Source organism: Actinoplanes sp. NPDC000266, from assembly GCF_042899005.1.
In the GTDB taxonomy this organism is placed as follows: domain Bacteria; phylum Actinomycetota; class Actinomycetes; order Mycobacteriales; family Micromonosporaceae; genus Actinoplanes.
The window spans coordinates 62,181-76,733 of the sequence record NZ_JBIAZI010000018.1; the positions used below are offsets into that span (position 1 = coordinate 62,181).

Sequence of the window (14,553 nt, forward strand, 5' to 3'; positions counted from 1 at the left end):
GCGCGCCGCAAGTGATCGTCACCACGACTCCGCCAGATCCTCCGACCACTCGTTGTAACGTTAAACAACGTGTCGAAACGCCTGCTCCCGCTCGCTCTCATCTTCGTAGCGGTCGGCATCTCGACCTCGTTCGTCGGGCCCTACCTGGCCCTGTTCCTCAGCGACGCCGTGCACGCGGGCCCGATCCGGACCACGGCCTTCCTGATCGCCGCTCCGGTCGCCGGCGTTCTCGTGTCCTGGCTGATCGGCCGGGTCTCGGACCGCCGCCCGATCCGCCGCAAGCTGCTCATCATCGCCGCGCTCGCCGGCCTGGCCGGCACGGCGCTCACCGCCTTCGTCCGCGACTACTGGCTTCTGCTCGCGCTCACCGTGACTCTCACGGCTCTGGCCGGGACGCTCTTTCCACAATCCTTCGCGTACGCCCGTCAGGTGCTCCAAACCGGCGATCCGAAGAAGGCGGCCCTCGGCATCAGCACGCTGCGCACGCTGTTCTCGGTGGCCTGGGTCGGCGGTCCGCCGCTGGCCGCGCTCGTGCTGGCCGGGCACGGCTTCGGCTGGACATACGGGCTCGCCGCGATCATGTACGCGATCACCGCCCTGATCGTGATCCGCTGGCTGCCCGAGGTGCGCAAGCCGGCCACCGGCGGCGCCGAGGATCTGCCGGACGCGATCGCCCCGGTACCGCCGCGGTCCACGCTCTTCCTGATCGTCGCCGGCTTCACCGTCGTGCAGACCGCGGGCACGCTCGCCGTGCAGGCGATGCCGCTCTACGTCAGCACCGACCTGGGCGGCTCGATCCGCTCGGCCGGCCTGATCCTCGGCCTCTGCGCGGCCCTGGAGATCCCGCTGATGCTGGGCTTCGGCGTGCTCACCACCCGGGTGGCGTCGCGGACGCTGATCCTGATCGGCGTGTGCTGTGCGATCGCGTATCACGCGGTGGCGGCCAGCGCGGGCTCGATCTGGGTGCTGGCGGCGGCCCAGCCGCTCAACGCGGCCGCCATCGCGGCGATCAGCGGGCTCGGCATCTCGTACATGCAGGACCTCATGCCGGGCCATCCGGGCCGCGCCACCACGATGATCACCAACACCTTCACGACCGGCCAGATCCTCGCGGCTCCGGCGTTCGGCCTGGCCCAGGCGTACGGCTTCCGTCTGGCGTACGCCATGAACCTCGTTCTTTGCGCCGTCGGCCTGGTCCTGTTGATCAGCGCGCGGCGTGCCGTCGTCACACCGAAGCAGGAGGCGGACACGCTGTTAACGTTGTGATCGTGCGCGTACGGGTGGAACAGACTCCTCTGCCGGGTATAGGCGTCCGACACGACCTCGTGACGTCCTCGGGGCGGACGGTCGGCGTGGTGTCGCATCGCAACGGCCGGCGCGACCTGGTGCTCTACGACGTCGACGATCCCGACGCGTGCCTGGCCTCGATCCCGCTGACCGACGACGAGGCCGAGGCCCTGGCCGACGTGCTCGGCGCCTCCCTCATGCTGGGCCAGCTCGCCGGCCTGCGCCAACAGGCGGCCGGCCTGCTCACCGAGCAGATCGGGCTGGGCGCCGGCTCGCCGTTCGTCGGCCGCAAGCTGGGTGACACCCGCGCCCGCACCCGCACCGGTGCCTCCATCGTCGCGGTCATGCGTGACCGCGAGGTGATCGCCTCACCGGGCCCGTCGTTCGTCTTCGAGCCCAACGACGTGGTCGTGACCGTCGGCACCCGCGAGGGCCTGGACGGCGTCACCGCCATCCTGGCCGGCGACGACGACGGCTAGGCGAGGGCGTGCACGACACCACGATCCTGCTCATCGAGGTAGGAGCGCTCCTCTTCGCGCTCGGGATGCTCGGCCGGCTGGGCCGCCGGATCGGCCTGTCGCCGATCCCGCTCTACCTGCTGGCCGGTCTCGCCTTCGGGCACGGCGGCCTGGTGCCGCTCTCCGCGAGCGAGGAGTTCATCGAGGTCGGCGCGGCCATCGGCGTCATCCTGCTGCTGGTCATGCTGGGCCTGGAATATTCGGCGGGCGAGCTGGTCGGCAACCTCCGCGCGGCCGCGCCCGCCGGCGTGATCGACGCGCTGCTCAACGCCCTGCCCGGCGCCGGCTTCGCCCTGCTCATGGGCTGGGACTGGCGGGCCGCGCTGGTGCTCGCGGGCATCACCTGGGTCTCGTCCTCGGGCGTGATCGCCAAGGTGCTGGGCGATCTGGGCCGGCTCGGTAACCGCGAGACCCCGGTGATCCTCTCGGTGCTGGTCATCGAGGACCTCGCCATGGCCTTCTACCTGCCCCTGGTCACGGCCGTGCTGGCCGGCGTCGGCCTGATCGGCGGGGCCAAGGCGCTCGGCGTCGCGGTCGTCACGGTGGTCGCGGTCCTGGTCGTGGCCATCCGGTACGGCAAGCAGATCAGCACCCTGATCTCGGCCCAGGACGCCGAGGCGCTGCTGCTCGGCGTGCTCGGCCTGACCCTGTTCGTGGCCGGCGTGGCCGAGGAGCTGAAGGTCTCGTCGGCGGTCGGCGCGTTCCTGGTCGGCATCGCGATCTCCGGCCCGGTCGCCCACCACGCGACGCAGATGCTGTCGCCGCTGCGCGATCTGTTCGCGGCGGTCTTCTTCGTCTTCTTCGGGCTCTCCACCGACCCGGCCGAGATCCCGCCGGTGCTGCTGCCGGCGCTCGGCCTGGCCGTGCTGACCATGGCGACCAAGGTGGTCACCGGCTATCTGGCGGCCCGGCGGGTGGGCATCGCCCTGCCCGGCCGGCTGCGGGCCGGCCTGGCCCTGATGCCGCGCGGCGAATTCTCGATCGTCATCGCCGGCCTGGCCGTGGCCTCGGGCGTCGAACCTCGGCTGGCGCCGCTCGCGACCGCCTACGTATTGATCACGGTGGTCACCGGGCCGCTTCTCGCGCGCCTGCCCGATTATCAGTGGTTCAAGAATTTTGTCCGGCGCCGTATGCACCCTCAGCAGGCCCCGGTGCTCAAAGCTACTGACTAGTATCCGATTGTGACGCCGTGACACTTCCGTAGGACATCGCTGGCGCGCTACCGTTCCGCTCCGACAACTACGTGTTATCGGGACTTTCTGGCAGGCGGCGGCGTGACAGTGCGTGAGTCGACTTTCTTCGGATTCGCCAATCCGGTCGATCCTCGGCCGGAGGAGCTTCAGGCGTGGGCATACCATCCTGACGCCGTGCCCCTGGACGCCATGCCGCCCGACTGGGACCTGCTCATCTCCGGCGACGTGCTCGCACCGGTCCTGTTCGAGCTGGCCATGGACAGGCAGTGCCCGGCCCGGCGCTTCGCCCAGCACTGCATGTACATCTACGCCGCCGACGGCGTCCGGCAGAACGCCACCGGCCAGCGCAAACGCCGCCTCAAGAAGTTCATCGAGCGGGCCGACGAGATCGGCGACGAGCCGATGCAGACGTGGGCCCACAACTGCCGCGTGCTGATGAGCCGGCCCGAGATCTTCGACTACTCCGACTGGATCGAGGGCGGCCTGGTCCGCCAGCCCCGGCGTCTGGGTCTCTACCACCGCCGATAGAAAAACGAGGCGGCCGGGGCCGCCTCGTCACTTACCTGTCGGGCGCCCGGCGCGGGCGCCAGACCACCAGAGCCGTCGAAGGTCGCTCCTGGCGGACCAGGTCGCGACGGCCGTACGGGCTCTCCATCTGGGCGATCCGGTCGTACGCCGCGGTGAGCTCCTGCTCCAACTCCTGCACCCGCTGTTGCAGGTCGCCGACGAGCTGCTCGAGCCCGATGATCCGCTTCACGCCGGCCAGGTTGACGCCGTCCTCCTGGCTGAGCCTCTGCACCTCACGCAGCAACGCGACGTCCCGCTCGCTGTATCGGCGACCGCCGCCGCCGGCCCGGCCCGGCTGCACCAGGCCGAGCCGGTCGTACTGTCGCAGCGTCTGCGGGTGCATCCCGGCCAGTCGAGCCGCGACCGAGATGATCAGAACCTTCGCGTCGGAGGACTGCTCGACCGAGATGCTGATCTCCTCATGCATGTGCCACCTCCTACAACGGGTCCTAGCTGCCCCGGCGAACCCGGGCCTCGAGCCGCTCCCGCCCGGCGGGCGGGGTCAGCTTGGCGAAGCGCTCGAGCGCGTCCCGGGCTTCCCCGGTCACCTCGCTCGGCACCTGCACATCGACGGTGACGATGAGGTCGCCCGGCGGTCCGCTCTTGCGGGCCACGCCCTTGCCCCGCGCCCTCAGCTTCCGGCCGCTCGGCGTGCCGGGCGGCACCCTCATGGTGACGGGTCCGTCCAGAGTCGGCACTCGCAGATCGGTGCCCAGAACCGCCTCGGCGATGCTGATCGGCACCGACAGCGTGAGGTCGTCACCCGTACGGCCGAAGATCTCGTCCGGCCGCACCTGGACCTGCACGTAGAGATCGCCCGCAGGTCCGCCCCGATCGCCCGGCTCGCCCCGGCCGCTGAGCCGGATGCGCTGGCCGTCGGCCACGCCCGCGGGAAAGCGGACGTTTATCGTGCGGGCCTTGGTGACCCCGCCCGTGCCCCGGCACTCCGGGCACTTCTCGTCGACGATCGTGCCCGCGCCCTGACACTCGCGGCACGGCTCGGAGAAGCTGAACGATCCCTGGTTGCGCGAGATCAGGCCGCTGCCCGCGCACTGCGGACAGGTCCGCGGTGACGTGCCCGGCTTGGCCCCGCTGCCATGACAGGTGTCGCACTCGCCCGCCGAGCGCAGCGTCAACGGCAACGTCGTGCCGCGGACCGCCTGGGCGAACTCGAGCGTCACCTCGGTCTCGACATCACGGCCGCGTCGCGGCCCTCGTCGGGCGGCGCCACCACCAGGCCCACCGCCCGAGAATATCGAGCTGAATATGTCCGAGAAGCCGGCGCCGCCGAACCGGCGGTCACCCGCGGCGCCGCCACCGGCCGCGCCCGCGTTGCTGAACCCGCCGAACAGGTCGGACGGGTCGAACTGACCGCCGCCGCCGGAACGGGCGCCCCGGCGGAAGGCGCCGGAGCCGAACAGCGAGCGCATCTCGTCGTACTCTTTGCGCTTCTTGTCGTCCGAGAGCACGTCGTACGCCTCGGAAGCGGCCTTGAACTTCTCCTCCGCCTCCTTGTTACCGGGGTTGCGGTCGGGATGCAGGTCCCGGGCGAGCTTCCGGTAGGCCTTCTTGATCTCGTCGGTCGGAGCGGACTTGGGCACGCCGAGAACGGCATAGAAGTCCTTTTCGAGCCAGTCCTTCGAGCTCATCCCGCCTCCCCCCTCCTACGGGCAGGTCCCGCCCACCGCGGCGCGGTGGGCGGGACGAACATCTGAGAGATCACTCCGGGTCGGCCACCGCGACCAGAGCCGGCCGCAGCAGCCGCTCGCCGAGCGTGTAGCCCCGGCGCATGACCTCGACACAGGTCGGCTCCGTGACGTCCGGAGACGTCAGGTGCGCGACCGCCTCGTGACGGTTGGGGTCGAACGAGTCGCCCTTCTCGCCGAACGGCGCCAGACCGAGCTTGCCGGTCACCGCGATCAGCGACTCGGCCACCGAGGCGAACGGGCCGACCAGGTCGCCGTGTTCACGGGCCCGGTCGATGTCGTCCAGCACCGGCAGCAGAGCCGTCAGCACCGTGCCGGTGGTCTGCTCGGCCGCCGCGCCCCGGTCGCGGTCGACCCGCTTGCGGTAGTTGGCGTACTCCGCGGTCACGCGCTGCAGGTCGTGGGTCCGCTCCTCCAGGTCGTTCCGCAGGGCCTCCAGCTCGGCGCCGAGACCGGGCTTGGTCTCCTCCGGCTCGGCGGCCGCGGCCGCCGGCTCCGGAGTCACCTCGGCGTCGTCGGCGCGGTGGGCGCCGACCGAGGCCGAGCCCTTCGCCGATTTGTCGCCCTTCGGATCGATCTTGCGGCGGTCCCGGATGACGACCCGCTCGGTCGCCTGACCGTCGTTCTCGTCGTCCGTGCCAGTCACTTCTTGTCGTCCTCCACGATCTCGGCGTCCACGACGTCGTCGGCGCCGCCCGCGGAGGGGCCGGCCGAACCGGTCGTGGCGCCACCCGGAGCGGCACCCGGGGCGCCCTGCGGGTCGCCCGCGGCGCCGGCGCCGGCGGCGGCCTGAGCGGCGTCACCCTGCGAGTAGAGCGCCGAGCCGGCCTCCTGGGAGACCTGCGAGAGACGCTCGTGAGCGGCCTTGATCTTCTCGATGTCGGTGCCGCCCAGCGCGCCGCGGAGCTCGCCCAGCGCCTCGCCGATCTTGGTCTTGCTGTCCTCGGGCAGCTTGTCGCCGCTCTCGGCCAGGAACTTCTCGGTCTGCCACTGGAGCTGCTCGGCCAGGTTGCGGGCCTCGGCGTCCTCGCGGCGCTTCTTGTCGTCGTCCGCGTGGTCCTGAGCGTCGCGCATCATCCGCTCGATGTCGTCCTTCGGCAGCGCGGAGCCGCCGGTGATCGTCATCTTCTGCTCCTTGCCCGTGCCCAGGTCCTTGGCGGACACGTGCACGATGCCGTTCGCGTCGATGTCGAAGGAGACCTCGATCTGCGGTACGCCACGCGGAGCCGGCGCGATGCCGCTGAGCTCGAAGGTGCCGAGCTTCTTGTTGTACGCGGCCATCTCGCGCTCGCCCTGGAAGACCTGGATCAGCACGGACGGCTGGTTGTCCTCGGCCGTCGTGTAGACCTCGGAGCGGTGCGCCGGGATGGTGGTGTTGCGCTCCACCAGCTTGTGCATGATGCCGCCCTTGGTCTCGATGCCCAGCGAGAGCGGGGTGACATCGAGCAGCAGGACGTCCTTGACCTCGCCCTTGAGCACACCGGCCTGGAGGGCGGCGCCGACGGCGACGACCTCGTCCGGGTTGACGCCCTTGTTGGGGTCCTTGCCGGTCATGCTCTTGACCAGCTCGGCCACGGCCGGCATGCGGGTGGAGCCGCCGACCAGGATGACGTGGTCGATGTCGGAGAGCTTGACGTCGGCGTCCTTGATGGCCGACTCGAACGGGCCCTTGCAGCGGTCGAGCAGGTCCTGCGTCATGCGCTGGAACTCGGAACGCGACAGCGACATGTCCAGGTGGAGCGGACCGTCGGGGCCGGCCGTGATGTACGGCAGGTTGATGCTGGTGGTGGTGGCGGCGGACAGCTCGATCTTCGCCTTCTCGGCGGCCTCGCGCAGACGCTGGAGGGCCATCTTGTCCGAGCCGAGGTCGATGCCGTGCTCACCGCGGAACGTCTTGACCAGGTGGTCGATGATCCGCTGGTCCCAGTCGTCGCCGCCCAGGTGGTTGTCACCGGAGGTCGACTTCACCTCGATGACGCCGTCGCCCAGCTCGAGCAGGGAGACGTCGAAGGTGCCGCCGCCGAGGTCGAAGACCAGGACGGTCTGCTCCTTGGAGCCCTTGTCGAGCCCGTACGCCAGAGCGGCGGCGGTGGGCTCGTTGACGATCCGCAGGACGTTGAGGCCGGCGATCTCGCCCGCCTCCTTGGTGGCCTGGCGCTGCGCGTCGTTGAAGTAGGCCGGCACGGTGATGACCGCGTCGGTGACCGTCTCACCGAGGTACGCCTCGGAGTCGCGCTTCAGCTTCATCAGGACCCGCGCCGAGATCTCCTGCGGGGTGTACTTCTTGCCGTCGATGTCGATCGACCAGTTGGTGCCGACCTCCCGCTTGACCGAACGGATGGTCCGGTCGGGGTTGGTCACCGCCTGGCGCTTGGCGACCTCACCCACGAGCACCTCGCCGTTGCGGGCGAAGGCGACGATGGACGGGGTCGTCCGGGAGCCCTCCGCGTTGGCGATGACGGTGGGCTCGCCTCCTTCCAGAACGCTGACGCAGGAGTTCGTGGTGCCGAGGTCGATGCCGACCGCACGTGCCATGGTGTTCCTCGCTTCTTACAGAGCTCGGTTCGTTTACAAGTTGAGTGGAACCGACTCAATGATGCCACGGGCGCGCCCAACGTCAAATCGAAGTTGAGTCTGAGGGGCGCAAGTACGATGCTGCCACAGCCGCTCCAGCACTTCGGTAGATACCTGTCCGGTCACGGCATACCGGTACCTGTTGTTCTGTCTGCATAGATCGGGCACTCTTTACCCGTGACGACGCACGGTGAGGCGGTCGGTCCGTCGGCCCTGTCCGCCGTGCCCGGCGCCACGCTCCCATCCTCGAGCTCGGCGACAGACGCGCAGGCCAGCGCAGTCGACCAGGCCAACGCAGTTTCCGCCGATGCCGCGGACCACTCTGATCGTACGGAAGCCGTCGTGTCCCGTCAGCCACATCCGGAACCCGCCGAGGACCCGGCGCCTCCCGCGGCACCGGCGTCTGCCGCGGCCTCGACGTCTCCTGAGGCCCCAACGTCTCCTGCGGCCCCGACGTCTCCCGCGGCCCCAGCGTCTCCCGCGGCCCCGACGTCTCCCGCGGCCGACGAACCGCCGGCCGCCGAGCTGCCGCCGGCCGTGGCGAAGCTCGCGAAGGCCCTGGGCCGGTTGCGGGCCGCGATCGGCGCCGCCGCGTACCCCCTGATCATGCCGTCGGCCGACGACGCGAAGCGGGTCGGCGCGGCCCTCGTGGCCCAGCTCGACGACTATTTGCTCCCCCGGCTCACCCGGCTCGACGCGCCGCTGCTGGTGGTCGTCGGCGGCTCCACCGGCGCCGGCAAGTCGACGCTGGTCAACAGCATCGTCCGGGCCCCGGTCAGCGCGGCCGGCGTGCTGCGGCCGACCACCCGCTCCCCGGTGCTCGTGAGCAACCCCGGCGACCAGCCCTGGTTCCAGCAGGGCCAGCTGCTCCCCGGCCTGGTGCGCACCCGCGAGTCGAGCACCGACGCGCGCACCCTCCAGCTCGTCTCGGCCCCCGGCCTCGGCGCCGGCCTGGCCTTCCTCGACGCCCCCGACATCGACTCGGTCGTCGACCTCAACCGCAAGCTCGCCGCGCAGCTGCTGGCGGCGGCCGACCTGTGGCTGTTCGTCACCACGGCCGCGCGCTACGCCGACGCCGTGCCCTGGGAACTGCTGACCACCGCCCGCCTGCGCGGCACGGTGATCGCCCTGGTCCTCGACCGGGTGCCGCCCGAGGCAGCCGGCGAGGTCGCCACACATCTGAGCGACATGCTGTCCGTACGCGACCTGGGCGGCGCCCCGCTCTTCGTGCTGCCCGAGACGAGGCTCGACGGCCAGGGCCTGATCCCCGAAGACGTGATCAGGCCTCTGCACGACTGGTTCGGCCAGCTCGCGGCCGACGCCAACGCCCGCGGCGCGGTGGTGCGCCAGACGCTGGACGGCGCGCTGACCGCGCTCGGCCCGGCCGTCGAGGGCCTGGCCGAGGCGGCCGAGGAGCAGACCCGGGCGGCCAAGGCGCTCAACGACCGGGTCGACGCGGCCTATCGCAACGCCCGGCAGACGATGGCCGACGGCCTGCGCGACGGCCGGCTGCTGCGCGGCGAGGTGCTGGCCCGCTGGCAGGAGTTCGTCGGCACCGGCGAGTTCCTCAAGACGCTCGAGAACAAGGTCGGGCAGCTGCGCGACAAGCTCGTCTCGGCGCTCACCGGCCGCCCGCTGCCCGGGCGCAACCTCCAGGCCGCGCTCGAGTCCCAGCTGGTCACCCTGCTGCGGGGGATCGCGGCCGACGCCGCCGAGCAGGCGTACGCGGCCTGGCAGGCCCATCCGGCCGGTGCCGCCCTGCTCGAGCCCGGCCTCCAGCGCACGTCGGCCGACCTGCCCGAGAGGGCCGAGCGGCTGGTCCGCGACTGGCAGGAGTGGGTGCTCGGCCTGGTCCGCACCGAGGGCGCGGAGAAGAGGGTGGTCGCGCGCGGCGCGGCGTACGCGGTTAACGGCGCCGGCCTGGCCGTGATGATCGCAGTCTTCACCACCACCGCCTTCATTCCCACCGGGCTCGAGCTGGCCAGCGGCGCCGCCACCACGGTGGCCGCGCAGAAGGTGCTCGAGGCGATCTTCGGTGACCAGGCCATCCGTACGCTCGCCACGCAGGCCCGTGAAGACCTGATGATCCGCGTCGGTGAGCTGCTCGACCAGGAGGCGGCCCGCTTCAGCGACCGGCTCACCGAGGCCGGGCTGTCCTCCGAACCGGGCGCGGAGCTTCGCTCGGCGGCCGCCGAGGTGGAGGATGCCCGTAAGGAGCTCGCGTTGACCGGGAGCGCGTCATGAGCCTGGTGGAGAAGGTGCGAGGCGCACACAGCATGGACGACGGCCGGGTCGACCCCGACCGGCTGGTCCAGCGGCTCGAGGCGCTGGGCCGCTTCGTGCGGCTGGTCGACCCCTACCTGCCCGACAGCGAGCTGGTCGCGGCGCACACCCTGATCGAGCGGGCCGGCAACCGGCTGTCGCTCTCCCGCGACCACACCGTGGTGGCCCTGGCCGGCAGCACCGGCAGCGGCAAGTCGAGCCTGTTCAACGCGCTGGCCCGGCTCAAGCTGTCGCCGGTCGGCGTGCGCCGGCCGACCACCGGCGTCGCCCACGCCTGCGTGTGGGGGCCGCTCGAGCCGGCCAACCGGCTCCTCGACTGGGTCGGCGTGCTGCCGCGGCACCGCTTCATCCGCGAAAGCGCCCTCGACGGCGACGACGAGGCCGCCCTGCGCGGCCTGGTCCTGCTCGACCTGCCCGACTTCGACTCGGTCGAGCGCGGGCACCGGCTCGAGGTCGACCGGCTGCTCGGCCTGGTCGACCAGATCGTCTGGGTGGTCGATCCGCAGAAATACGGCGACCGCATCCTCCACCAGGCCTACCTCTCCCAGTTCCGCTCCCACGCGGACGTGACGGTCGTCGTGCTCAACCAGGCCGACCGGCTGTCCACCCAGGACACCGAGCTGGTGCTGACCGACCTCAAGCGGCTGCTCGACGACGACGGCCTCGGCGGGGCGCCGGTGCTGGCCACCTCGGCCAAGCAGCCCGGCATGCTGTCCGACCTGCGCGCGGCCCTGGAGACCACAGTCGCCAGCAAGCAGGCCGCGCTGCGCCGGGTCGCGGCCGACGTCGACGCGGTCAGCCAACCGCTGATGGCGATGATCGGGCCGCCGGCGGCCGAGGACGAGGTCGACCGGGCCACCGTCCGCCAGCTCACCGAGTCGCTCGCGGCCTCGGCCGGCGTGGGCGCGGCGGCCGACGCCGCGGCCGCCGCCTATCGGCATCGCGCCGCCGCGGCCACCGGCTGGCCCCTCGTCCGCGGGCTGCGCAAGCTGCGGCCCGACCCGCTCAAGAGGCTCCACATCGGCGCCGAGGCCGAGCCCGACGCGGTCTCCACCGACATCGTGCCCCGCACGTCGCTGCCCGAGGCGGACGCGGCCCAGAAGTCCGCGGTGGGCCTCTCGGTGCGCGCGGTCGCCACCCGGGCCGCCGCCCCGCTGCCCGAAGTGTGGACGCCGGCGCTGAACAACGCCGCCCGCTCCCGCGCGGCCGACCTGCCCGACGCGCTCGACCGCGCGGTCGGCAAGACCAAGCTCGGGATGGAGAAGACCCCGCTGTGGTGGCGCGCCGTCGGCGCGCTGCAACTGCTGCTGGTCGGCGCGGCCATCGTGGGCCTGGGCTGGCTGTTGGCCGGCTACGGCGTACGCGTGCTCGGTCTGCCCGAACTGAACAATCCGCAGCTCGGAGCGGTTCCGATGCCGACGGTTCTGCTGCTCGGCGGGCTGCTGGCCGGCGTTCTGCTGTGGCTGGTGCTCAAGCCGATCGTCGAGTGGGGATCGCGGCGCGCCCGGAAGAAGGCCGAGCAGCGACTCCGCCAGTCGATCACCGAGGTCGCCCGGGAGTATGTGGTGGCGCCGGTCCGTGAGGTGCTCAACGCGTACGCACAGGCGCGTGAAGCTCTCACCGCGGTGCGTTCGGAGTAAAGCGTGTGGCCCCGGTCACGGGTACGCTCGCGACATGCCGGCACCTCAGACTCCGTACGAAGCGGTCCTGCACGCGGCCCGCGACGTAGCGAAGCTCGACTGCGCGCTGGACGCCGAGATGCTGGGCACCGCCCTGCTCGGCAGTGTCTACTCTGTCGCGGCCGACGACAGGGCCGCGGCCGTGCGCGCCTTCGTGACCGACTTCCTGGCCGCCACCGGCCGCCGGCGTTCCGCCTCGGCGACCACGATCCGTGAGGTCTTCGCGGCCCTGGTACCCGACGCCGAGGGCGCCGACCAGGTGCGGCGGGGGACGCAGGCGCCGTCGTGGGCGGCGCAGCTGGGGCGGGTGCGGCCCACCGGGTGCTACGCCTACGGCGACGTCTACGGCGATCAGACGTCCTATCTGGTCACGTACGCCTATGAGGACGTCGAGGACGGCGGGCCCGAGCACGCGGTGGTCGCCCTGGTCGACCACAACATCGGCATCACCAAGGACATCTTCGTCGGCACGTCGGCCGAGCGGATCCTCACCCAGGTGCGCCAGATGTGCGCCGAGGACGAGCTGACCTGGTTCCGCGAGGAAGACCCGGGCCGGCTGCGCGGTGAGGTCAGCCGCCACCTCGAGATCACCGACGGCCTGGAGAACCTGCCGGCCGAGGGTTCTCTCGCCACCGACCGGGCGCTGGCCGCGGCCCGCCTGGCGCTGCTGCCGACGGCCACCACGCCGCCGCTGACCGAGCTGCCACCGTCGAGCGGTCACGACCTGGTGCGCGACTTCCTGGCCTCGCCCGAAGCGGCCCGTTTCGGGCTCGACCGCGTCACAGCGGACGACGAGCTGGCCTCGCTGCACTTCTGCATCAGCCTGATCCTCGACCACGCGGCAAGCCTGCCCGAGCCCGACCCGCTGCGCTGGAGCCCGGCCGTGGCCGGCCTGTTCCTGCTCGACTGGGTGCATCGCCGGGCGGTCCTCGACATGGACGACGCCGCGATGCTGCCGCGGGTGGCCCGCGCCTGGTCGGCGTACGCGACCCGGCGCCGCGACCTGCCCGGCTCGGCGGCCACGCAGACCGACGAGGTGGTCGAGGAGATGATCCCCGAGTTCGCCCGGCTCTACGCGACGGGCGAGCGGCGCAGCCCCGCCACGGCGGCGGTGGCCCAGCTGATCTCCGAGGGTGTCGACCCGAACGACACCGACGCCATCGACGCCTGGATCGAGGCCAACCGCCACCGCATGGACGGCAACTGACTACCAGTTGCTGGAGTGCTCCTCGGCGTGGTGCCGGCCGACGCGGGAGCTGCGCCGCTGCTCGGGGGTCTGGTCGTCGGCGTGGTGCAGGCTGCCGGCGCGGTGAGCGCCCCGATAGGAGCGGTTCGCGATCTGGTTCTCCTCGGTGCGGGCCTCGGGGATCCGGCCGTGATAGCCGCCGCCGTTGGCGTAGCTGCGCTCGAGGATGCGGGTCGCGCGGATGTTGTGCGGACGTTCGGTCACTGCTGACCTCCGGTGACGGTTGACCTTCTTCTCGGGTGTCTTGTCGCCGCGCTCACAGCGGCGGTCGGGCCGCCGGTGGTGAGAGGGTGCGTCCCCGCAGCGCCCGCGCTCATGGCAGGCGGGCCGCTCAGCGGGCACTTCGGGCAGCCCCGGAACATGCGGCTTGTCAGAATCGCCGGAATCATCCGGCCGCTCGGCCCCATCCAAGCCGCCATCGGACGGCTCACCCCCGTCGCGATCCGAGGGCTCGCCCGAATCATGGCCCGACGGCTCGTCCCAGTCGCGGCCGGAGGGCTCGTCTGAGTCGTGGTCCGACGGGTCGTTCCCCTCGTGGCCGGACGGCTCGTCCGAGTCGTGGCCCGACGGGTCGTTCCCCTCGTGACCCGACGGCTCATCTGAGTCGTGATCCGACGGCTCGTCCCAGGCGCGGCCGGAGGGCTCGTTGTTCCTGGGCGGGTCGTGCGGGGCCGGCGGGTCGTCCAGCTCGGGCTCTTCCGGCTCCTCCGGCACGGCCGGGAGGTTGGGCACGGCCGGAACGCCCAGCCGGACCGGCGCCTCGGGCCCGTTTCCTCCGGATCCCTCCTCGCCGGCCGGGCGCGGGGGACGGCCGGCCTGCTCGCCTCCAGGCCGCGGGCGACCGGCCGACGAGTCGCCGGGCCGCGGGCGACCGGCCGAGGAATCGCCCGGCCGCGGACGACCGGCCGACGAGCCACCGGCCCGCGTGCGGTCGCCGGGCGACTCCACCGAAGGAAGGCCCGGCACGCGGGGCATCCCAGGCAACGCCGCGAACGGCTCCCGACGATCGGCCTGGCCCAACGACTGTCGCTGGCCGGCCTGGCCCAGCAGGAGGCCGAGCCTCTTCGCGGCGTCGGCGGCCTGCTGGGCGCCCTTCGAAGCCGGGGACTCGCCCGCCGGCGACTGGCCCGTGGGCGCGGGGCCGGCCGAGGCCGAGGCGGACGGGGACACCGCGACCGGGCCGGGCAGTGCCGGCGGGAGCACCGGAACGTCCATAGTGTCGGTCCGGTCGCCGTTGAGCTCGTTGGTTCCGGCGGTGATCGCGGCCAGGGTCGGTATCGACGCGAGGCCCACCAGAAGCGCCACGATCAGCACATAACGGCGAGTGGGACCGGAGAAGCCGGTGTCGGCCCGGTAGACGCCGTTGAGGCGCTTCCGCATCACCTTCATCGGCGGCACGAGGTCGTCGTCGCGCTGATCCGGCACGTCCGGTCTCCTCCTTGCGGCGAACTGGGCAACGAGCTGGGCAACAAACCGGGGGTAACTGGCCGGTCACGGGCG

Annotated in this window: 12 protein-coding genes; 7 read left to right on the forward strand and 5 right to left on the reverse strand. The window is 71.8% G+C overall.

The window, feature by feature from the left end; genetic code table 11:
• Positions 1-69 precede the first annotated feature (69 nt).
• The 4 genes from ACFY36_RS47230 to ACFY36_RS47245 all read left to right on the forward strand — a co-directional run bounded on the left by ACFY36_RS47230 (position 70) and on the right by ACFY36_RS47245 (position 3,526).
• On the forward strand, positions 70-1,266 hold the full coding sequence (locus tag ACFY36_RS47230) for a sugar efflux transporter (RefSeq protein ID WP_499752476.1): 1,197 nt from the start codon (positions 70-72) through the stop codon (positions 1,264-1,266).
• Positions 1,267-1,268: 2 nt separating this feature from the next.
• Positions 1,269-1,766, forward strand: a complete 498-nt coding sequence (locus tag ACFY36_RS47235) for a cation:proton antiporter regulatory subunit (RefSeq protein WP_364668570.1) — start codon at positions 1,269-1,271, stop codon at positions 1,764-1,766.
• A gap of 8 nt (positions 1,767-1,774) precedes the next feature.
• On the forward strand, positions 1,775-2,977 hold the full coding sequence (locus ACFY36_RS47240; RefSeq protein WP_097326933.1) for a cation:proton antiporter: 1,203 nt from the start codon (positions 1,775-1,777) through the stop codon (positions 2,975-2,977).
• 102 nt (positions 2,978-3,079) lie between these two features.
• Positions 3,080-3,526 carry a hypothetical protein gene (locus tag ACFY36_RS47245; RefSeq protein WP_499752477.1) on the forward strand — a complete coding sequence of 149 codons (447 nt, stop codon included), beginning with the start codon at positions 3,080-3,082 and terminating at the stop codon, positions 3,524-3,526.
• 31 nt (positions 3,527-3,557) lie between these two features.
• Here ACFY36_RS47245 and ACFY36_RS47250 read toward each other — a convergent pair whose 3' ends face one another.
• The 4 genes from ACFY36_RS47250 to dnaK form a co-directional block, all read right to left on the reverse strand.
• Positions 3,558-3,992, reverse strand: a complete 435-nt coding sequence (locus ACFY36_RS47250) for a heat shock protein transcriptional repressor HspR (RefSeq protein ID WP_499752478.1) — start codon at positions 3,990-3,992, stop codon at positions 3,558-3,560.
• A 22-nt stretch (positions 3,993-4,014) separates the two neighbouring features.
• On the reverse strand, positions 4,015-5,214 hold the full coding sequence (gene dnaJ / locus ACFY36_RS47255; protein WP_097326930.1) for a molecular chaperone DnaJ: 1,200 nt from the start codon (positions 5,212-5,214) through the stop codon (positions 4,015-4,017).
• A gap of 70 nt (positions 5,215-5,284) precedes the next feature.
• Entirely contained in the window at positions 5,285-5,917 is a 633-nt protein-coding gene (gene grpE / locus ACFY36_RS47260) for a nucleotide exchange factor GrpE (protein WP_499752479.1), read from the reverse strand.
• Positions 5,914-7,806, reverse strand: coding sequence for a molecular chaperone DnaK (gene dnaK / locus ACFY36_RS47265; RefSeq protein WP_499752480.1), 1,893 nt, complete (start codon positions 7,804-7,806; stop codon positions 5,914-5,916). The genes grpE and dnaK overlap by 4 nt, the downstream gene beginning before the upstream one ends.
• A 576-nt stretch (positions 7,807-8,382) precedes the next feature.
• Between dnaK and ACFY36_RS47270 the strand changes: the two genes are divergently transcribed.
• Genes ACFY36_RS47270 through ACFY36_RS47280 form a run of 3 tightly spaced genes read left to right on the forward strand, consistent with a single transcriptional unit; the run spans position 8,383 to position 13,014 of the window.
• On the forward strand, positions 8,383-10,089 hold the full coding sequence (locus tag ACFY36_RS47270; RefSeq protein ID WP_499752481.1) for a GTPase domain-containing protein: 1,707 nt from the start codon (positions 8,383-8,385) through the stop codon (positions 10,087-10,089).
• The gene (locus ACFY36_RS47275) at positions 10,086-11,768 is read left to right on the forward strand and encodes a GTPase (protein WP_499752482.1); all 1,683 of its coding nucleotides are present in this window, start codon (positions 10,086-10,088) and stop codon (positions 11,766-11,768) included. Before ACFY36_RS47270 ends, ACFY36_RS47275 begins: the two co-directional genes overlap by 4 nt.
• Before the next feature lie 34 nt (positions 11,769-11,802).
• On the forward strand, positions 11,803-13,014 hold the full coding sequence (locus ACFY36_RS47280; protein WP_499752483.1) for a hypothetical protein: 1,212 nt from the start codon (positions 11,803-11,805) through the stop codon (positions 13,012-13,014).
• On the opposite strand, the gene ACFY36_RS47285 is transcribed toward ACFY36_RS47280, so the two are convergent.
• Positions 13,015-14,478, reverse strand: a complete 1,464-nt coding sequence (locus tag ACFY36_RS47285) for an ICP22 family protein (protein WP_499752484.1) — start codon at positions 14,476-14,478, stop codon at positions 13,015-13,017.
• Between the last annotated feature and the right edge of the window lie 75 nt (positions 14,479-14,553).